The organism is Sphingobacterium sp. BS-2 (genome assembly GCF_046161205.1).
GTDB classification, from domain to species: domain Bacteria; phylum Bacteroidota; class Bacteroidia; order Sphingobacteriales; family Sphingobacteriaceae; genus Sphingobacterium; species Sphingobacterium mizutaii.
Genome location: NZ_JBIXGO010000008.1, coordinates 22,798 through 44,303 on the forward strand (window position 1 = coordinate 22,798; position 21,506 = coordinate 44,303).

A 21,506-nucleotide genomic window follows, 5' to 3' on the forward strand; every position below is an offset into this window, starting at 1 on the left:
ATCATTAATTTTGAATTGCTTAATAAATTAAGATCTTATTATGATCCTATAAGAATATGGCAGCCATGATCAGGTTAAACTGTTTGTCGGTCATCCAACGGCCAAAGATCTCTTTCATACGGTCTTTGGTTTGTTGTCTGGTCATGGTATCCGCTTTTTTCTTAAAGATATTGGAGTTCACTGTGGTTGCTTGCATTTCCACCTTTGTTGCATAGATATTGAAATGTTGTTCTGGAACCACTAATCCCAAGATCATTCCAGGTAAGCCATGAAGGGTACTCGGTGATCCTGCTGTTGGGATCTGGTCGGTATAGAAGGCAACTACATACACAGAGTCCAATGTGACGCCGTTAGCTCTTCTACAATCGTATCCTGCAATGTTTCTGTACTCATTTGTTATCTTCCACTTAACGTTCGTCAGGGAGTCTTTAATGTTGATCTGAGAGCCTCCCATTTCCATGGTCTGTAAGGATTCATCCTTTGCCAAGTTTTGGTATACTTTAGCTCCGTAATCCAGGAGTCCCATACGCAATAGATTGGCCACCATTTGCGGCTGGTCCTTTTCAACAGGCTCAACGGAGAACTCGGAACCGCTAAATGACAGTTTCTTGGTCAATACCGCAGTTTCTGGAGCCTTGGTCATCATTTCCTCAAAATACTTCTTGGAGAAATCTCCGTCTTTTAAGGTTTGGATATGCCTACGCATCAGATTCTTGACGTGAACAGTTTTGTCATAGGTAATGGTTCCTTGTTCAGGGAAGAACGCATATTGTGCATTGGCGAATCCCATGCTCAGGATGGCCAAAAGTATAGTCGATAATATATATTTCATTTTCATAATTACTCAGCTCCTTTCATTGATGTGAATTCCCAAGATAGTTTCAGCATGTAATATCTTGCGATATTGTTAAAGCGTTGTTGGGTGATCGCTTGACCAGATTGGCTTCTGCTAAATCCAACGTTTTGGTTGAATACGTCATTCACGTAGAACGATGCTATCAGGCTTTCATTTTTCAGGAATTTCTTAGAGACACCAGGACTGAACTTCAACCTACTGAAATCGGTAGGTAATGATTTAGTCGCTGCCTCATATTCGTAGTTCAACTCACCAGTCAACTGAATTTTCGCAGGTAGGTAGTAAGTAAATCTACCGTAAGAGTCGAATGTGAAACCTTCAGAGTTCAACTCAGGGTTCAATGTCGTCTTCAAGACTCTATAGCCTGGATTGAAATTCAGATAAAAATCAAATCCTTTGGTTGTATTTTTTTGGAAACCGATATCCGTTCCGAAGCTGTAGCTGATGTTTTTATTTTCTTCAAAATCCTTTGGATTATTGACATCAGAAAGGTCTTTGATCTTGTTGTAATAGTTATTTAGGTTTGCATTCAATCCTAAGTTCATCTTGATCTGCTGTTTCTTGATCAGATCAAAAAAGTAACCACCATATACATAACCATTGATCATGGCCTTATCGGTATTGACATAATAAAGATCTCTTTTCAGGGAAGGATGGATAACCACATCGGTCTGGATCGCATTTAATGTCTGCGTCATACCAATTCCAGTGTACATATTCTTTCCTTTCAGCATATCATACCAATAATAGTTCAGGTTGTAGTTGTTTGAAACGGATGGTTTCAAACCTTCATTACCGAAATATTGGTTCATTTGGTCTTCGTTTTGTTTCAAGGGTTGGATTTGGAACAAGGAAGGCAATGAGTTGGACCTATTATAGGATAAGTTCAATGATTTTGCCTTGGTAAAGTTATACCTGAAACGAGCTCTAGGATTATAAGTTAGGTAATCTCTGCTCATCTCATTCCCTGCCAAGTTGTTCTTCTGGAACATATCATCATGTCTGATATTATTGGTCAAGTTAAACTCAATTTTATCAGCTTTATAGTTGAATGAAATATTCGCAGCATTTCTAACCGTATTGAAATTGAAGTCATTACTGAATTCCTCATCGAAATCGGTATAATTTCCAGAAGCATCTTTGTTGTAGGCGCTATTGATGGAATGTGCTTTAGAATTGGTGTACTCATACCCAAAGGCCATATTGATCTTCTTGGAGATTGGCTCTGTATATGTTGCAGCAGCCATGATCGAATTCGAGTTGTTGGAATTGTCTTTAAACTGATCAACTACTGTTTCCGTTCCTTCTACTACATTCTTTAAAGAAGAGTTCAACATCATATCTGATTCTGTCTTACCCAAGTTTCCAGTGAACTTTAAGTTGATGGAACGGCCTTCTTTTGCAAATTTCCTAGTGAAGTTAGCATCGTAGTTGAAGTTGTCATTTGAAGAATTGATATCTTGAGAACGCTCATCTTCCGATTGAAGTTCACCGTTCTTAAAGCTCTTACCACTACGCTGTGTATTATTTTCGCTGTTCATTTTTGAAGCAGCCACACGTAATGTCAGGGTGGTCAAGGAGTCGATATTGACATCATATTTTGTATTCAGACGATGTCCAGTACTTTTTGAGATATCATCGTTATCAGTTTCAGAATTTGAGATACCTTCCGTCAATGGTGTTTGGCTAATGGTGTTGGTATTGACTTCATTTTCCGCCATACCATACTTATAATTAAGGTTTAGCTTATGTTTCTTTTCTTTCCAAGCATCCATAAATGAAACCCCAGCGGTCAAGGCTTTAGGTTGTCCCCTATTGGTATTGTTCAGGAATCCGCCACCACCAGTGATCATGATTCCGCCATCATCCAGGACAGTCATATTTCCATTATCGACACCAAATTTCTCAGCTTCACGCCAGTCTAAATCTGTTGTACCATCATTAGAAGTAATTCCGTATGCCGAGATCTTCTGAGAACCTTTGAATTTATTGATGGCCGCTTTTCCAAGGTAATAACCGGAGTTATCATCTAGACCTCCGCCTCCTTCAAGCTTACCGAACATACCGTTCTTGGCATCTTCTTTTAATTTTACGTTGATGGTCTGCACACGCGTTCCGTCATCAACTCCTGTCCGTTCAGCCTCTTCAGATTTTTTCTCAAAGACCTGCACCTTATCCACCATATCCGAACGGATATTACGGGTTACGAGCTTAGGGTCATCTCCGAAAAACTCTTCACCATCAACAAGGACCTTTTCAACGGTCTTCCCTTGAGCGGTAATCTTACCAGAAGCATCGACAGAGATACCCGGAAGGACCTTTAACAGGTCTTCTACCTTCGCATTCTTCTCCGTAACAAAACTGGACGCATCGTATTCTACGGTGTCACCCTTGATGACTACGGGAATCTTACCGGTAATTAATACTTCTTCAATTAGGTTGGCGGCACTTTGCATAGTGACCTCACCAAGGCTCTTGTTTCCGGAGCCTTTGCTGATCGTTTCAAAGAAGTCACCGAACTTTGGATAACTGATGATGACTATATAATCCGTGGTATCGGGATTATTAAGAGAGAATTTGCCCTCTTGATTTGCTCGCGTGAAATCAACGAGAATGGAATCTTTCGCCTGCAATAGCATGACTGTGGCATTTGTTAGCTTTGTCTTGTCGGTTTCATCAACGACAGTACCCGTGATCTTAGTTTGGGCAAAACTTGCAAGTGAAAATAAACCGAGAAATAGGCTTAAGATTACTTTGGTTAGTGGTTTCATAAAAAAGTTAAAGTTTCAAATCAAATAAAGGCAGCACTAAATTATCACTATTGTGAGAAATAACAGAAAACTAAAAGCTCTTTAACAATCATTTAACACAATGGTTTAAAAAACGAGATTTCATTTATTGAAATTCTTTGTAATCATATGTCGTCGGGAGAAAGAAAAAGTTACAGCTCTTGTAAAATTTATTTCATTACCTTTGTAAAAACACTTTTGAAATGCAAAAAATCAAAGACTATGTAGAAGCAAACAAAGATCGCTTCTTAGAAGAATTATTTGAATTATTGCGCTTTCCATCAGTTAGTGCTGACCCACAGTTCAAGGAAGGTGTAATCAATACCGCACAATTTGTAGCTCAAAAACTTAAGGATGCAGGTGCCGACAATGTTGAGATTTGTCCAACTGCAGGCTATCCTATCGTATATGGGGAGAAGATCATCGACCCAAGTTTACCTACAGTTTTGGTTTATGGACATTATGACGTTCAACCGGCAGATCCCATTGAATTATGGGAAACTCCTCCATTTGAGCCAACTGTTCGCGACGGTAAAATCTATGCTCGTGGTGCTGCTGACGACAAAGGTCAGTTCTACATGCACGTTAAGGCTTTTGAATATATGATGAAAGAAAATGAATTGGCATGTAATGTTAAATTCATGATCGAAGGAGAGGAAGAAGTAGGTTCAGCTAACTTGGGTATCTTTGTCAATGCGAACAAAGAGCGTCTTAAAGCTGATGTAATCGTTATTTCAGATACTTCCATGATCAGCCTAGAAAATCCTTCCTTAGAAACAGGATTGCGTGGTCTTTCTTATGTTGAAGTTGAAGTTACTGGTCCTAACCGTGACCTTCACTCAGGTGTGTATGGTGGTGCAGTAGCCAACCCTGCTACCATCCTTTCAAAAATGATTGCTTCTTTACATGACGAGAATAATCATATCGCGATCCCAGGATTCTACGATGATGTCTTGGAATTGACCGAAGCAGAAAGAAAAGCTTTGAACGAAGCTCCTTTTGATGTTGAAGAATACGAACAAGATCTTGGTGTGAAGGAATTATGGGGAGAAAAAGGTTTCACTACGATTGAGCGCACTGGTATCCGTCCTACTTTGGAGGTAAACGGTATCTGGGGTGGTTATATTGGAGAAGGTGCGAAAACTGTATTGCCTTCAAAAGCATTCGCAAAGATTTCAATGCGTTTAGTTCCTAATCAAAATTCTGAGCGTATCACTAAATTGTTCAAGGAACATTTTGAAAAGATCGCTCCTAAATCAGTTAAGGTAGAAGTTAAACCTCATCATGGTGGTGAACCAGTAGTTACACCTACGGACAGCATCGCATATAAAGCTGCTGAAAAAGCATTGGAAGAAACATTTAATAAAAAACCAATCCCTACAAGAGGTGGTGGTTCTATTCCAATCGTTGCTCTATTTGAAAAAGAATTAGGTATCAAAACTGTATTGCTAGGTTTTGGATTGGATTCAGACAATCTGCACTCTCCAAATGAAAAGTATGGTATTGAAAACTATTTAAAGGGAATCGAAACTATTCCTTTGTTCCATAAATATTATGCTGAACTAAGTAAATAAAATAAAAAGCTTCACGATTGTGAAGCTTTTTATATTTTTATACCATCAGAAAAGATGTTTAAGGAAGATATGTTAATATTTTTAAAGAAAATACATAGGTTATTATATTTCGTATCCGTCCTTTTTTTCTTTTCATTATGTTTTCCAATTTTATATTTCCTTTCTAAAAACCCCGTTAAGCATTACTCTTCTATAGTTTGGTTCAGGAAATGGATTTCCATCCTCAGTGTACATCTAGTCGGTATCAGGTTCAAAATAGACTATGAGGTACCGATTGATTGGAGCAAACCCTATATCATCTGTCCAAACCACACTTCCATATTAGACATTACCGCACTCACTTATCTCTGTCCCCAAGAATTTTCTTTTATTGGTAAAGTAGAATTAATGAAGAATCCCGTTACGCGAATATTCTTTAAATCAATTGACATCCCAGTAAACAGACAAAGTAAGATATCAGCCTTTAAGGCATTTAAAAGAGCAACTGAGCTCTTAAAAGAAGGTAAATCTGTCGTGATTTTTCCGGAGGGAAAGATAGATGAGGAGTTTCCACCGGTACTGCACAAGTTCAAGGCAGGAGCCTTTAAAATGGCGATTGAAAACAACACTCCCATCCTACCGGTTGTAATCCATAATGCTTGGGAAATCTTATGGGATGATGGCGGAAGATTTGGTTCAAAACCAGGGGTAATAAAAATATCGGTACTCAAACCGATTGCTTATGACAGTGGTTCAAGTCAAAAATATGACTCAATTGAAATGGAAGTTTATGAAAAAATGAAAAAACTCTGGAATGAGAGCAGCTGATTTTAAGAAATGTTTCATTTTAACACGTTGATTTTCTGCAAAATATACTCGTTAACAAAGAATTAAAGATAATTTCCTTGCATTAGTTAAATTAAATATTATTTTTGCGAAAACGTGAAACTTAATTAAAGAGATATGTATTGGACACTTGAATTAGCTTCTCATTTAGAAGACGCTCCATGGCCAGCGACAAAAGACGAATTAATTGATTATGCGATTCGCTCAGGAGCACCAGTTGAAGTAATTGAGAATCTTCAGGCGTTGGAAGATGATGGTGAACCTTATGAAAACATTGAGGAAATCTGGCCAGATTATCCAACAAAAGATGATTTCTTTTTCAACGAAGACGAATATTAAAATCGGTATAGAAAGCGCCTTGAAGAAAGGCGCTTTTTTAATATCATGGGGTTAATGTGCCACGGAACATTCGTGAAATTCTAAACAAATTAATCCTTTCTGCATTTTTTATGTCAATAGAACGACAATAAAAACTACTGAATGAAACATTACTTACTTTATTTCTTGCTTTTGCTAAGTCCTTTGTTCACTTCTGCCCAAATTGAGCATGATGATCAAACGGAAGAATATACTTTCAATAGCAGGGATATAGCTACAGATTTTATCTATGACCTGAATGACAATGAAATTGCACTGGATGTAATCCTAAGCAAATGGGTCATTGTGAATGAGCCTTCTGATGAACTTTACGATTATTTAGAGGTAAGCCTGGAGGAAATCAGACTAAACTTAAACAGCAAGAACATCGATCAGATCGAAATCAGGAATTATTCAGAGCTACCACGCAAAGAAGTTCGTGATATCGACCCTGAAGATCTAGATGTTGACAATATGTACTTCGTTTATTATAAGAATAGACTGGTGACAAGCATTTATGTGGAAGGTGATAAAATCGGGTCTTTCACTTTGGTTTCTAAAGGAAACGAAATGGCACATTTTGTTACATATTAACAAAAAATCATTTTTTAAAAGGATTTCTTGCAATTCTCAAAAACATCTTGGATATTTGTTGAACTAACGATGATAACAATACAATTCAATACAGCTTGGTGGTGGCACAACAAATAATGTTGTGGCAGACACCTATTGGTTGAATTAAAGAACTAAATAATAGTGGGCTTGCCTTTTCGGCAAGCCCTTTTTTATTGAAAAAATATGAAAGAAATTTTAGCGCATCTATTTGAATACAAGTCCTTCAGCAGAAAAGAGGCTTATGATATCCTGACAAACATTGCAACAGGAAAATACGACACCCACCAAATTGCAGCCTTTATGACCATCTATGGAATGCGCAGCATCCGAGTGGAGGAGCTGGGCGGTTTCCGTGATGCGATGTACGACCTTTGCAATAAGGTAGACTTCGATGGTTTCGATTTAATCGACATGTGCGGAACTGGTGGCGATGGGAAAAACACCTTCAACATTTCAACTCTCGCTTCTTTCGTGGTAGCTGGAGCAGGTTACCATGTTGCAAAACATGGCAATGTCGGAGTCTCTTCAAGCTGTGGTTCTTCCAATGTAATGGAATACTTGGGCTATACTTTCACCGCTGATAAAGATGTTCTAAAGAAACAATTAGAATCAGCGAACATCTGCTTCCTGCATGCGCCTCTGTTTCATCCTGCCATGAAGACAGTAGCGCCAATCCGCAAAGCTCTAGCGGTGAAGACCTTTTTCAATATGTTGGGACCATTGACCAACCCAGCAAATCCGAAGTTCCAATCGGTTGGAGTATTTAGTCTTGAATTGGCTAGGCTTTATGCTTATCTCTACCAGAATACCGACAAACAATACAGTATTATGCACGCCATGGATGGCTATGATGAAATTTCCTTAACAGGCGATTTCAAGGTCATCAACAATCAAGGCGAGAACTATTATACCGTTGATGAACTTGGCTTTAAAGCGGTTGCTCCAGAAGACCTTGCGGGTGGTGAATCCATCGAAGAGGCTGCCAAGATCTTCAGGCAGATCATCGAAGGAGAAGGCACAGGTATCCAAAACAATGTAGTATTGACCAATGCTGCCTTTGGAATAAAGACTTTCCACCCAGAGAAAAGCTTTGCTGATTGTTATTATGAAGCTGAAGAATCTCTTTTAGGACATAAAGCCTTGAAAAGCTTTAAAACATTGATAAATGGCTAAGGAATTATTAGTAAAGGTCTGCGGGATGAAGGAAGAGCAAAATATCTTGCAGCTCTTGGAGCTCCCTATCCAATATATCGGCCATATTTTCTATCGGAAATCTGCAAGGTACGTTGGCGACCTAACGAATATTACTACTAAAGGTATCAAAAAAGCAGGTGTATTTGTAAATTCAGATCTAGATGAGATCATGAATGCAGCTGAAAGATACAACCTAGATAGCATTCAATTACATGGCCATGAATCTGTTGAACTGGCCAGCACATTAAAAACCAAAGGTTTTGAAGTCATCAAAGCTTTCGGAATTGAAGAGGATTTTGATTGGAAGCAATTGGAACCCTATATTGGGCATGTGGATTACTTCCTGTTTGACAGCAAGAACCCTGCTTATGGAGGCACTGGAATAAGCTTCAATTGGCAAAAATTAAAAGAATATCCCTTTGAAACACCCTATTTCCTTAGCGGTGGACTTTCATTGGAAAATTTACAAGAAGCTGTCAACTTTGAAGACAACAAATTGATCGGTCTGGATCTAAATTCTAAATTTGAAATCGAACCTGGACTCAAAGACATAGAAAAATTAAAATTAGCATTGAAAACCATTAGAAATGAGCAAATATCAAGTAAATAATAAAGGATACTATGGACCGTTTGGAGGGGCATATATTCCTGAAATGCTTTATCCAAATGTTGAAGAATTGCAAAATCAGTACTTGCAAATCATGGAAGACCCTTCGTTCAAAGAAGAATTTGAATACTTATTACGTGATTACGTGGGCAGACCTTCTCCCCTATATCATGCTCAACGTCTTTCGGAAAAATACAATGCCAAGATATTCTTAAAACGCGAAGACCTCAACCATACCGGAGCGCACAAGATCAACAATACCATCGGACAGATCTTACTAGCAGAAAGACTAGGCAAGAAACGTATCATTGCAGAAACTGGCGCAGGGCAGCATGGCGTGGCTACCGCTACGGTCTGTGCGTTAAAGGGATTAGAATGTGTGGTATATATGGGCGAGATCGATATCCAAAGGCAAGCTCCAAATGTTGCCCGTATGAAAATGATGGGCGCCAAGGTCGTAGCTGCGACTTCGGGGAGCAAAACCTTGAAAGATGCAACCAACGAAGCGTTAAGAGATTGGATAAACAATCCTGTAGATACACATTATATCATCGGCTCCGTTGTTGGTCCACATCCATATCCGGATATGGTAGCTAGATTCCAATCCATCATCTCTGAGGAAACCAAAAAACAATTGTTGGAAAAAACAGGTAAGGAAACAGCCGATATCGTCATGGCTTGTGTAGGTGGTGGATCCAATGCAGCAGGTATGTTTTATCATTTCTTGGACGATGAAGATGTACAATTGATCGCCGTTGAAGCCGCTGGCCATGGCGTGGACAGTGGAGAATCTGCTGCGACTACAGTATTAGGAAATGAGGGTGTATTACATGGTAGCCGATCCATCCTGATGCAAACCGAAGATGGTCAGGTCATCGAACCATACTCCATCTCAGCGGGCTTGGATTATCCAGGCATTGGACCGCAGCATGCTTGGCTGTTCAAATCGGGTCGTGGTACCTATGTGAGTGCTACAGATGAGGAAGCCATGCAGGCAGGACTCCTATTGACAAAACTAGAGGGTATAATTCCGGCAATTGAAAGTTCGCATGCCTTAGCACATCTAGAAAAAATGAACTTCAAAGGAGATGAAACAGTTGTCATCTGTCTTTCTGGACGAGGCGACAAGGATTTGGACAATTACATGAAATATTTCGGTTTTTAACATGATACAGATTAATAAACAGGCAAACGGATTGCTATCTATATATTTTACCGCTGGCTACCCATCGATAGACAGCACCCTTGAAATCGCAGAAGCACTGGAAAAAGCAGGCGCTGACTTTCTAGAAATAGGCTTCCCTTACTCTGATCCTGTTGCTGATGGTCCTACCATCCAACATAGTTCAGAGGTAGCATTGAAGAATGGCATGACCCTAAAGGTGCTATTCGAACAATTGAAAGATTTACGCAAAAGAGTGAATATCCCAGTTTTTCTCATGGGTTATGTGAATCCAGTCCTTCAATATGGCGTAGAAAACTTCTGCAAGGCTTGCAAGGAGGTCGGAGTTAATGGTACGATCATCCCAGACTTGCCGATGTACGAATATGAAGAATTATACCAAGGAGTATTTGAAGAGAACCAAGTGAGCAATGTCTTTTTGGTAACTCCTCAGACCTCTGAAGACAGGATTAGAAAAATTGATTCCCTATCGACCAATTTTATCTACCTCCTTTCCTCGAATGCGACCACAGGAACAAAATTGAATGTTCAGGAGCAATCAGAAAGCTATTTTCAACGGATCAAAGATATGGATCTCAAGAACCCAGTAGTAATAGGCTTTGGTATCCATAATAAAGACACCTTCCAAAAGGCCACAAAATATGCTAATGGGGCCATTGTAGGAACTGCTTTTGTGAAATTATTAACAGAAGAAAACTATTTGGAGAAAATACCGGAATTTATTGCCTCCATCAAAGGATAGAAAAAAACCCTGATTCAAATGAGTCAGGGTTTTTTATTTAATTAACTCTTCTCAGAATTTTGTTGAATAGGAAAATTACCAAGATTCCTGCTGATACTAGGCTTACCAAGCCCAAATACAACAGATTTGGATGTGCAGCTAAAGTTTCCATAAGCAAAGGTTTATAAAGTACTAAGTCAATTCGAATATAATTAGTGTGAATTCTTTTGACAAGAAAAAATTACAATTAATTATCCACATATTCAGTGTTAGTTTCCTATATTTGAAACCGACATGAGAAAAATTGTAGCCATATGCTTACTATTGATTTATTCTGTATGTAGTACAGGGGCTACCATCCATATGCACCATTGTGGAAAAAGTACCATGTTTTCCGTTCTTGAAGAAGCTAAAGTATCACATGACAGTTGCCCGATGTGCAGTGATCTGCACAAGGATCATGAGCACCCTGATGATTTAGAATCCAACACTCAATGTGAAGACGACCACACTTGCCAAGACTCAAAAGTAAACCTGGAATTGACCACAGAAAGTGACCAATTGCGTTCAAAGATGCTTTTTGGCACTGCATTCGACTTTTCTCCAGCAATCGTATTGATCCCTTGGATCATCAATAATTGGGTACAAATCATCGAGGAAAAACCTGAAGTACCTAATCCTTTCAAACCCGCTTTATTTGCGGAATCTCATTCTGTATACCTTCTCAATTGCACATTCATCATTTGATTAAATAAAACTTCAAAATCAATCTAGACTTTTTGAGTTTTTTTTAATCACAATGAACTATGCACTTATTTAGATATTTAATCGTATTTATTTTTATCGCTGTGGGCACAAGTCTGTTTGCCCAAAATAATATTAACACAGAAAAATTTGAAGTTTCTGGCAACTGTGCCATGTGTAAGAAACGCATTGAAACCGCTGGAAAAGATGCTGGTGCTTCCTCCATCGAATGGGATAGCAGTACAGGTATGGCCACGGTAACCTTTGATTCCAGCAAAAACTCCTTGGAAAAAATCAAACAAGGAATAGCAGCTGCAGGCCATGATACTAAAGAGTTCCGTGCACCTGATGCAGTATATGAAGAATTACACGAATGCTGTCTGTATCCAAGAATGGATGCAGAGGATGAGCACGATCATGACCATGAACATGCAGAAGAAGGCCATCAACATGAAGAAGGCCAAGAACATGACCATGATGATGATGGCGGACACAACCATGATCATGACCATGAAGTAACCGGAGTCGTAGTAAACGAAAGTGAAAAGGGGGATTTGACCCCAATTACTGAGGTCACCATCTTCTGGTTGGATAACCCAAGCAAAAAGGTAAAGACCAATGAAAATGGAGTTTTCAAAATCATGCACCAAAAACCTTACAGGAAGTTGGTTATTTCCCATGCCAGTATGCAGGGTGATACCATCGAAGTAAAGAACCTGCATGAGGTCCTTGTCGTTCAAGCCAAAAACAATACCTTACAGGAGATTGTCGTAACGAGAAGACAGAAATCGAATTACATTTCTAAATTGACTCCAAACCGTGTAGAGACCATTACTGCAAAAGAGCTATTCAAGGCTGCATGTTGTGATTTAAGCGAGAGTTTTGAGACTAATGCTTCTGTAGATGTTGTGAGCAGTGATGCAGTAACAGGAAGTAAGCAAATTCAAATGCTTGGTCTTGCAGGTATCTACACCCAACTTACCGTAGAAGGATTACCAGGACCTAGGGGCTTTGCCTCACCATTAGGGCTGAATAGTATTGCAGGAACTTGGATCGAAGCCATCAATATCAGTAAAGGGATCGGTTCTGTAGCCAATGGCTTTGAAAACATGGCCGGTCAAATCAACGTTGAACTGAAGAAGCCACATAATAGCGAGAAGCTATTTTTCAATGCTTACGCCAATAATATGGGCCGTACGGATATCAATTTAAACCTTTCCCAGCATATCAATGAAAAATGGTCAGTTGGATTATTGCTGCATGACAACTTCATGTACAATAAGAAAATGAACTTCAGTGACAATGGCTTCCGCGATATTCCAGTAGGAAACCTGTTTTCCGGAGTCAACCGTTGGCACTTCGAAAATGGAAAGGGAATCATCGCTCAGTTCGGGGTAAAATTCCTACATGACGATAGGATCGGTGGTCAAATTGAATTCAATGAGAACACTGATAAATTGACGACCAACAAATATGGTCTAGGTTTTAAAAACCAAAGAATTGAAGGTTTTGGTAAGTTGGGCTATGTATTCCCAACCAACAAGCACCGTAGTATCGGGCTTCAATTATCTGCAAGCCAATATAAACAAGAAAGCTTCTTTGGTTTGAATACTTATGACAATGAACAAAACTCCTATTATGCGAACCTTTTGTTCCAGGATATCATCGGCGATGTATCCCACAAATATAAAGTGGGAGCTTCTGTGCAATATGACGAGTATGATGAAGATCTAAATCGAGTGAATTCCAATAACGATTACGCATACAACTTTGGCCGTAAGGAAGCAGTGGCAGGTGCTTTTGCAGAATACACTTTCAGTCCTAGCGAAAAGTTTGATGCGGTTTTGGGTATCCGTCAGGATTACAACAATCTATACGGTTGGTTCACTACCCCTCGTGCAGTTTTACGTTACGAGCCGATCTTGGGTACCACCTTGCGTTTAAGCTCAGGTCGTGGACAACGTACGGCGAATATCTTTGCTGAAAATCTGGGCATCTTTGCCTCTAGCAGGGCTATCAACGGCCTAGCAAACTTAGCAAATGGTGAAAACGCTTATGGTCTAAAACCTGAAGTATCATGGAATACCGGATTTACCATCGACCAAAGCTTCCAACTGTTCGGAAGAGAATCAGGCTTATCGGTTGAGCTATTCCACAACAACTTCCAAAACCAAGTGGTAGTGGATTTTGAGAACCCTCGTGAAGTATCGTTCTATAACCTGGATGGAAAATCATACTCCAACAGTTTACAGGCTGAATTCAGGTTTATGCCTGCCCCTCACTTTGAGGCTAGAATGGCATACCGTATGCTGGATGTAGAAACAGAATTTAAATCAGGAAAGCTACAAAAACCACTGACAGCTAAACACCGTGGTTTTATGAACTTGGCATACAATACCCATTCAGGTTGGCATTTTGACTACACACTGAATGTAGTGGGCAAGAAAAGGCTACCAAATACAAGTAGTAATCCAGTAGAATACCAGTTGGCAAGTCATTCGGATGCCTATGTAACTATGAATGCACAGGTTAGCAAAACATTGGGCAAGAACAAAAACTTTGATATTTATATCGGAGGAGAAAACCTAAGCAATTTCTATCAAAAAGATCCAATTTTGGCATTTGACCAACCTTTTGGACAACATTTCGACACCAATATGCTTTGGGGACCGATGACAGGTAGAATGTTCTACACTGGAATCAGATACCATATTAAGTAAAGTAAAATGTAAAAAATAAGGGCGGGAAACATTGTTTTCCGCCCTTTATTTTTATTTGCTAGGATACCTTTAAACAGCAAACATTTCTTTAAGTTCTTTTTGCAATCTCGCAGTAGGCAAGCCAATCACATTTTCATAAGAACCTTCGATTCTCTCGATTCCTATCCTACCTATCCATTCTTGGATACCATAAGATCCGGCCTTGTCCATGGGCTGATATTGTTCAACATAGTAATTGATTTCATCTGTATCCAAGTCATTGAACCAAACCTTGGTTTCCTCAACGAAAGATCTTTTTTGACCTTGATAGGATATTGCAACCGCCGTAAAAACCTGATGCTCCTTTCCACTTAAACCTGCTATCACCAGTTCAGCCTCCTTGGAATCTTTCGGCTTACCGATTACCTCAGCCAAATGGTCCACTACGATGGTATCTGCACAAATAATTAATTTATCTTGGTAGCCAGCTTCATTAAACGCAGCCAATTTTGCTTCAGCAATATGCCTTACAACTTCAATAGCGCTTAAGTTTTTATCAAAGGACTCATCGGTTTCTCTGACTTCAACCGTAAAATCTAAATCCATAGATTTCAGAAGTTCTTTTCTTCGCGGCGATTTAGATCCCAATATGATGGGGATTGATTTTAATTTTTGTTGGACTATCATTAAACACTCTTTATTTCAGTCTGAACACCCCAACGACCTTGGAGCTTCAATATTTTTTCCAATACGTCACGAACCACACCTTCTCCACCTCTCTTTGGCGACATATAATGCGAGATAGTCTTGATATCATCCACAGCATCACTAGGGCACACCGCTAAACCAACCACTTGCATCACATCATAATCAGGCATATCATCACCAACATACATCAAATCCTCCAAACGCAATTGATGTTTCTCCATCAGTTGGTTCATCACCTCCATTTTGTTCTTCACCCCTAAATGAATTTCCTTGATACCCAAGCCTTCCAATCTCAAGCGGACTCCATTGGAATTACCTCCTGAAATCACCCAAATATCCAAACCCATTTTTATCGCCAATTGCATGGCATATCCATCTTTCACAAAAAATGAACGCAACTGCTCCCCTGCCTCTGTCACCAAAAGTCGGCCATCCGTCAGGACCCCATCAACATCCAATACGACTGCTTTGATCGCAGCAAATTTCTTTAACACCATAATGAATAGATATCTTCAAAAGTAAATATTTTTTATAGACCAAAATCTTTAATTGTTAATCCATTTACGCCAAAGTTTTATTTGTTGTAACAGATAAATCATTGAATTGTCAGAAAATGGTTGCAAGGGAAACTTTTTATCGACATTTCTTTGTAAATGTTAATTCTCACCGTACCTTTGTTTCATAATTCGAAGGATAAGTAGAATTAATATTAAAATTGTCTTTTCATAATTTAGGTTTATAATTGGTTAGTATCAAACCCTGGCGCCCATCGTCAGGGTTTTTTCGTATATAATCCTAAATAAATGCACATAAAAAAGCCATGAATCAAGAAGCTGCTAAACTTTCTTTATCATGGCTTTTCTTGTTGAATTAGATAAATTATTTTTTATCTGGTCCTTGCGGCTTAGATATGGAAGTTCTCATATCTGTATCCGCTTGAATATTTTGCATCTTATAATAGTCCATTATACCGAGGTTACCGTTTCTGAAAGCTTCGGCCATCGCCATAGGAACTTGAGATTCCGCTTCGATTACCTTAGCTTTAGCTTCCTGTGCCTTAGCACGCATTTCCTGTTCGGTCGCAACCGCCATGGCTCTACGTTCCTCTGCTCTAGCGTTCGCTACTTTTAGGTCAGCCTCTGCTTGATCCGTCTGAAGTTTCGCTCCAACGTTTTCACCAATATCAATGTCTGCAATATCAATCGATAGGATCTCAAAGGCCGTTCCTGAATCCAATCCTTTAGAAAGAACAGTTTTTGAAATACGATCTGGGTTTTCCAATACTTCCTTATGGTTGGCAGAAGAACCAATAGTTGTTACAATACCTTCACCTACACGTGCTAGAATGGTTTCTTCACCAGCACCACCGACCAATTGATTGATGTTTGCACGAACGGTTACCCTTGCCTTTGCTATCAACTGAATACCATCCTTTGCAACAGCTGCAACAGGAGGCGTGTTGATAACCTGCGGGTTTACCGAAAGCTGAACCGCATCAAAGACATCACGTCCAGCAAGGTCAATAGCAGTAGCCAACTTAAAATCCAAGGGAATATTCGCTTTATCTGCAGAAATCAAAGCCTTAATAACTTTATTGACATTACCCCCCGCTAGATAGTGGGTTTCTATCTCATTGGAAGTAATCTTTAAACCTGCCTTGGTCGAAGTAATCATGGCATTGGTCACCAAAGATGGTGGTACCTTACGCAACCTCATCAGCACTAAATTTAACAGGCTGATCTTTACATTAGACAATTGCGCGGTAAACCAAAGATTTACGGGCAACAAATACAGGAGGAAAAAAATAGCGATTACTGAACCAGTAATAATTAGCACTAATTGAATCGGTGAATCCATTAATATGTAGATTAATATTGTTTCTGACTTCTTAAAGATAAAAAAATAATCCGAACATGCTATCCTTACCCTTATTTCGATAAATTTTTAGTCAAAAAACGTTTTAAAAAATTAATAAACAATAAAAAACTATTTTTAAATTTATATGTTACACCAAGCAACGTTGGAGAAAAGGAATGTTATCAACATTTTTTAATGTACAATTCATTCCTAAAACGCTAATTATTAATTTTTTATACCGATGAATTTAAAATTTAAATCATAAATTTAGATTTTAGTATTTCGACAATTTTTAAAATTGGACCGATTAAATTATGGAAAAACAATTGATACTAAGTATAAATGGAATATATAGTGCTAATGATTCTTATTTAGTTCATTACCTTTGTCTAAATTTTCTAAATCCTGAATCGATTTAATCACATGGCGCAATTGGGGGTTTCAAGATTTAATTAGAAAAACATTATTTACTTCTCTAAGCTGGATAATGGAATTTATACTTATGAAATTTAAAGTTAATATACTATTCAAACATGAATAAGTTTAGTCAATTAAAGTGGCAATTTATAGTCAGCATTATTGTCGCTAACCTAATCATTATATTCTCCTATTGGTATTTCCTGAACAAACAACGTGAATATTCAGAGACCATCAACCGATATATAGAATTAGCCCAAAAACAGTTCTATAACATTCAAGAATGGGAACTTGATATCCAGAAACTTTCCAAGTACAAGAACCTGGAAAAAAGCGTAGACCCATTGGTTGAAGAACAACTCGAAGATAAGATCCAAAGCCTGATCTTACAGATGGAGCGCCCAAATGAATTGTACCAAACGCCTCCTAAGTCTGTAGAACACATCAAAACTTTAACAGCGACCATCAGTGCAAATGAGCACGATTTCAACACGGAAACAACCGATCAAATCTTTAAGTCGCTCGCAGATGAACAAACCATCATCAACGAGGCTAGGAATACATTTACCAATGATGTCATTGATGCCAGAAAACAACTGACAGATAAAAAATCCAAAGAACTGAACAGCACTAGGGTTTACACTGCCGTTTTCGGAATCCTATCTTTATTGGGGATTTTCTTTGCATTCATTCAAACCCTAAGGATTCTCGAATACCTGCGCAGAAATACCAAAAAAGAAAAGGAACTCAACCACAATTTAACCCAGACTTCCGAAGAACTGGAAAGTGTCAACTGGGTTCTTACCAACTCCTCCAAACTCCATAACACCATCTCTGGTGTATCTACAGAATCTGAAATTGCGAGTACATCCTTGAATGTCATTTCAGAGGTGACCCATTCATACGCTGGAGCATTTTACGTAAGGAAGATCGATTCTTACGAATTCAGGATGCAAAACTGCAAAGGTCTCGACCCGAAGGATAAAATTGAAATGTTCCGTCACGGTGAAGGCATCTTAGGTTCGGTTGTGGAATCTAAAAAACCGCAGGTACTCTCCTCTGTTGATGTCAGCAATAGCAAGATCAAAACTGGCATGATAAAATCTATCGAAGCCGATGTGATTCTATTTCCAGTGGTTTATGAGGATTATTGTATTGCCTTGATTGAAATCATTGGATCCTTCCATGATAATAAAAAAGAAAACATTCTAAGTTATCTGACCAGGACTAGCCGTTCCATAGGATCAGCACTTCATAGTCGTCAGAGCCATGCTTTGGTAGAAGGCCTGCTAGAGGAAACCCAAAGACAAACCGAAGAATTAGAAGCACAACAGGAAGAGTTGAGAATTACCAATGAGGAATTGGTTTACAAGACCAATCTCTTGGAAGCATCTGAAGAAGAGCTCCGCGTACAACAAGAAGAACTTTCTCAAGCAAACAAGGAATTGAATGAAAAAGCTGCAGAACTTGAGAAACGTAATAATGATCTAAACCATGCCCATACGGTCGTTGAACAAAAGATTACGGAAGTAGAACAGGCAAGTAAATATAAATCCGAGTTTATGGCCAATATGAGCCATGAACTGAGGACTCCGCTAAACAGTATCTTGATCCTTGCCAAACTTTTGCAGGACAACAAACATAGCAACTTAAGTGAAGAACAGGTCAAGTATGCCTCTGTAATCCACAATGCGGGTTCAGATCTGTTGCAATTGATCAATGAATTGTTAGACCTGGCTAAGATTGAATCTGGCAAGGTGGAAATCCATAAGGACAACATCAATAGCAAATATTTTGCGGCAAATCTGGAATCCCTATTCAAGGAGGTAGCAAAAGAAAAATCTATCCGATTCAATATCGATATCAAAAAAGCTCCAGACCAATTTATTTCCGATGAATACCGTTTGGAGCAGGTATTGAAGAACTTCTTATCCAATGCCTTCAAGTTCACCGATCAAAATGGCGAGATCAACCTTCAGATCATCAAACAATCTGGAAACTTGCATTTTGCAGTCTCAGATACTGGAAAAGGAATATCGGAAGACAAGCAAGCTCTGATTTTTGAAGCTTTCCGTCAGGAAGACGGCTCAACCAGTCGCAAATACGGAGGAACAGGCTTGGGACTGTCCATCTCTAAGGAAATCTCTTCCTTGTTGGGTGGAAGGATTACCTTGGAAAGTGAATCTGGTAAAGGAAGTAAGTTTACCCTGATTATTCCATACACTGAATATAAAGAGCCTGCTGCCAACGAGACAGCTGTAAAATTAACCCCTCCAGTCATTAAGGAAACCACTGCTCCAGCGCCAGTTCCTGCGGTCGAATCCGCACCTGTAACTGAAGTCGTAAGAGATAAGAAATCGATCCTAGTCATTGAAGATGATGTGAATTTTGCAGATATCCTCAAAGAATTTGCGCAAGAATTTGGCTTCAATGTATTAAATGCTTATGATGGAGTTGCCGGTATACAATTGGCGAAGGAAAACATCCCAGATGCCATTATCCTGGACGTGATGCTGCCATTGGCCGATGGATGGGAAGTATTGAAAACCTTAAAGGCAGATGATACCACTAAGCATATCCCAATCCACATGATGTCCGCAGCCAACTTCAACAAAAAAGACTTTTTGGAAAGTGGCGCGATTGGCTTTATGGCAAAACCTGTTACTGAAGAGAGCATTGGGATTGCCTTTGAAAACATTAAACTCAATATCAATAAGGACCTGAAAAAGATCCTATTGATCGAAGACCAGGAATTCCAAAGTGACCTGATCAAAAAAGCATTTGCAGAACAGAACATCAATGTTATCCAAGCTTTCACTGTAGAATCCGGATTGAAAAAATTGGAACAAGAGAAGAACCTGGACTGTATAATATTGGACGTGAAATTGCCTGATGGTAGTGGTCTTGAAATGCTAGATGTCATCAAATCGAATCCAAAATTCGAGAAACTTCCGGTTATCATCAATACGGCATATGATTTGAGCACCGAGCAGACAGAAAGAATCATGCGTCACACACAGTCTATGGTTTTGAAATCAAGCAAATCCAACAATAGATTGATCGACGAGGTAAATCTTTTCTTGAACAAGCTTTCTGCTCCGGCATATAACCCGATCAAACATCCTGAGAAAATTGGTCCTAAAGAAAATTATGGAACAAGTACCTTAGATCATAAAACAGTCTTGATAGCGGATGACGATATGCGAAATGTATTTGCATTGACATCCTCGCTGCAGCAATATAATATGCAGATTGAAATTGCCAATAACGGTTTAGAAGCTCTTAATATCATCAATGATGAGAACAAGGACGTCGATATTGTGCTGATGGATATTATGATGCCTGAGATGGATGGCTATGAGGCGATCCAAGAAATCAGGAAGAACAAGAAGTTTAAAGAATTACCAATCATTGCTGTAACAGCAAAGGCGATGAAGGGCGATAGGGAAAAATCCATTGAATTGGGGGCCAACGATTATGTTAGTAAGCCAATCGATCTGGATAAATTAGTATCATTAATGCAAGTATGGCTGAGTTAAAAGGTTCCAATGAATTAAGTTTTCAAGAAGTAGAGGAGATTGTCTTTCTATTGAAGAATGTGTCAGATTTTGATCTGTCTGGATATACACGTTCTTCATTGAAACGCAGGATCCAACGTATCATGAACCTTGAGGACATGGACATGGTGGACTTAAAGAATGCTCTGATCAACGTAGAAGGTTTCCAACAATATTTTATCCAGGAAGTTACGGTAAATGTGACCGAAATGTTCCGGGACCCTGGATTCTTCAACAAACTCAACAAAGATATAATTCCCTATTTACAGACATTCCCAAGGATAAAGATCTGGAGCGCGGGTTGTTCCACCGGTGAGGAGGTCTATTCCCTTGCCATTTTATTAAAGGAAAACAATTTAAGCGACCGTGCCTTTATTTACGGGACCGACATCAACAGCAAAGTTCTTGAAGTAGCTAAAAAGGGAATCTACCCCATCAAGAAATTCAAGGAATATTCCGACAATTTCAATGCATACAATTCTACTGAAAGTCTTTCTAATTATTATACCGCAAGGTATGATGCCGCTATCATCAACCATGATCTGAGGCAAAATATCCTGTTCTCTACCCATAACCTGGCAACAGATCAAGTGTTCAATGAATTCCATTTGATCACCTGCAGAAATGTACTGATCTACTTTGACCTGAAGCTACAGGAACATGTTATCAACTTGTTTTACCAATCTTTGGCACTCTTTGGCTTTTTATGCCTTGGAACGAAAGAAACCTTGATGAGGCATGAGATCATGGATAATTTTAAAGTAATCGACAAGGAGTACAATATCTATCAAAAAATAAAATAG

Annotated in this window: 17 protein-coding genes; 12 read left to right on the forward strand and 5 right to left on the reverse strand. The window is 39.0% G+C overall.

Annotated elements, in window-relative coordinates; all coding sequences use genetic code 11:
• Positions 1-46 precede the first annotated feature (46 nt).
• Together ACK2WI_RS01665 and ACK2WI_RS01670 are read right to left on the reverse strand one after the other, a co-directional pair.
• Positions 47-832: a GLPGLI family protein gene (locus ACK2WI_RS01665; RefSeq protein WP_169918972.1), complete on the reverse strand. Its 786-nt coding sequence runs from the start codon at positions 830-832 to the stop codon at positions 47-49.
• Between the two features lie 8 nt (positions 833-840).
• A complete protein-coding gene (locus tag ACK2WI_RS01670; RefSeq protein WP_409149545.1) occupies positions 841-3,627 on the reverse strand; it encodes an outer membrane beta-barrel protein in 2,787 nt (928 codons plus the stop codon).
• Positions 3,628-3,848: 221 nt separating this feature from the next.
• Between ACK2WI_RS01670 and ACK2WI_RS01675 the strand changes: the two genes are divergently transcribed.
• From ACK2WI_RS01675 to ACK2WI_RS01720, 10 genes are all read left to right on the forward strand, one after another.
• Positions 3,849-5,219 carry a dipeptidase gene (locus ACK2WI_RS01675; protein ID WP_093100799.1) on the forward strand — a complete coding sequence of 457 codons (1,371 nt, stop codon included), beginning with the start codon at positions 3,849-3,851 and terminating at the stop codon, positions 5,217-5,219.
• A 69-nt stretch (positions 5,220-5,288) separates the two neighbouring features.
• Positions 5,289-6,026 carry a lysophospholipid acyltransferase family protein gene (locus ACK2WI_RS01680; protein ID WP_409149548.1) on the forward strand — a complete coding sequence of 246 codons (738 nt, stop codon included), beginning with the start codon at positions 5,289-5,291 and terminating at the stop codon, positions 6,024-6,026.
• A gap of 135 nt (positions 6,027-6,161) precedes the next feature.
• The gene (locus ACK2WI_RS01685) at positions 6,162-6,383 is read left to right on the forward strand and encodes a DUF2795 domain-containing protein (protein ID WP_002996718.1); all 222 of its coding nucleotides are present in this window, start codon (positions 6,162-6,164) and stop codon (positions 6,381-6,383) included.
• Positions 6,384-6,524: 141 nt separating this feature from the next.
• Complete coding sequence (locus ACK2WI_RS01690) at positions 6,525-6,995, forward strand: hypothetical protein (protein WP_093100801.1); 471 nt, start codon at positions 6,525-6,527, stop codon at positions 6,993-6,995.
• A 204-nt stretch (positions 6,996-7,199) separates the two neighbouring features.
• Positions 7,200-8,189, forward strand: coding sequence for an anthranilate phosphoribosyltransferase (gene trpD / locus ACK2WI_RS01695; RefSeq protein WP_409149553.1), 990 nt, complete (start codon positions 7,200-7,202; stop codon positions 8,187-8,189).
• Complete coding sequence (locus ACK2WI_RS01700) at positions 8,182-8,820, forward strand: phosphoribosylanthranilate isomerase (RefSeq protein ID WP_409149555.1); 639 nt, start codon at positions 8,182-8,184, stop codon at positions 8,818-8,820. The genes trpD and ACK2WI_RS01700 overlap by 8 nt, the downstream gene beginning before the upstream one ends.
• On the forward strand, positions 8,798-9,982 hold the full coding sequence (gene trpB / locus ACK2WI_RS01705) for a tryptophan synthase subunit beta (RefSeq protein WP_313367566.1): 1,185 nt from the start codon (positions 8,798-8,800) through the stop codon (positions 9,980-9,982). Before ACK2WI_RS01700 ends, trpB begins: the two co-directional genes overlap by 23 nt.
• 1 nt (position 9,983) lies before the next feature.
• Positions 9,984-10,742 (forward strand): tryptophan synthase subunit alpha, encoded by a 759-nt coding sequence (trpA, locus tag ACK2WI_RS01710; protein ID WP_409149557.1) that lies wholly within the window; start codon positions 9,984-9,986, stop codon positions 10,740-10,742.
• A 273-nt stretch (positions 10,743-11,015) separates the two neighbouring features.
• Positions 11,016-11,468 (forward strand): hypothetical protein, encoded by a 453-nt coding sequence (locus ACK2WI_RS01715; RefSeq protein ID WP_409149559.1) that lies wholly within the window; start codon positions 11,016-11,018, stop codon positions 11,466-11,468.
• Between the two features lie 59 nt (positions 11,469-11,527).
• A complete protein-coding gene (locus ACK2WI_RS01720) occupies positions 11,528-14,185 on the forward strand; it encodes a TonB-dependent receptor domain-containing protein (RefSeq protein ID WP_409149561.1) in 2,658 nt (885 codons plus the stop codon).
• 69 nt (positions 14,186-14,254) lie between these two features.
• On the opposite strand, the gene ACK2WI_RS01725 is transcribed toward ACK2WI_RS01720, so the two are convergent.
• From ACK2WI_RS01725 to floA, 3 genes are all read right to left on the reverse strand, one after another.
• The gene (locus tag ACK2WI_RS01725; RefSeq protein WP_312696974.1) at positions 14,255-14,851 is read right to left on the reverse strand and encodes a Maf family protein; all 597 of its coding nucleotides are present in this window, start codon (positions 14,849-14,851) and stop codon (positions 14,255-14,257) included.
• The gene (locus tag ACK2WI_RS01730) at positions 14,851-15,369 is read right to left on the reverse strand and encodes a KdsC family phosphatase (protein WP_409149563.1); all 519 of its coding nucleotides are present in this window, start codon (positions 15,367-15,369) and stop codon (positions 14,851-14,853) included. Before ACK2WI_RS01730 ends, ACK2WI_RS01725 begins: the two co-directional genes overlap by 1 nt.
• Before the next feature lie 382 nt (positions 15,370-15,751).
• Entirely contained in the window at positions 15,752-16,729 is a 978-nt protein-coding gene (floA, locus tag ACK2WI_RS01735; RefSeq protein ID WP_093100815.1) for a flotillin-like protein FloA, read from the reverse strand.
• A gap of 533 nt (positions 16,730-17,262) precedes the next feature.
• Between floA and ACK2WI_RS01740 the strand changes: the two genes are divergently transcribed.
• Together ACK2WI_RS01740 and ACK2WI_RS01745 are read left to right on the forward strand one after the other, a co-directional pair.
• Complete coding sequence (locus ACK2WI_RS01740) at positions 17,263-20,685, forward strand: response regulator (protein ID WP_409149566.1); 3,423 nt, start codon at positions 17,263-17,265, stop codon at positions 20,683-20,685.
• Complete coding sequence (locus ACK2WI_RS01745) at positions 20,673-21,506, forward strand: protein-glutamate O-methyltransferase CheR (RefSeq protein ID WP_312696977.1); 834 nt, start codon at positions 20,673-20,675, stop codon at positions 21,504-21,506. The genes ACK2WI_RS01740 and ACK2WI_RS01745 overlap by 13 nt, the downstream gene beginning before the upstream one ends.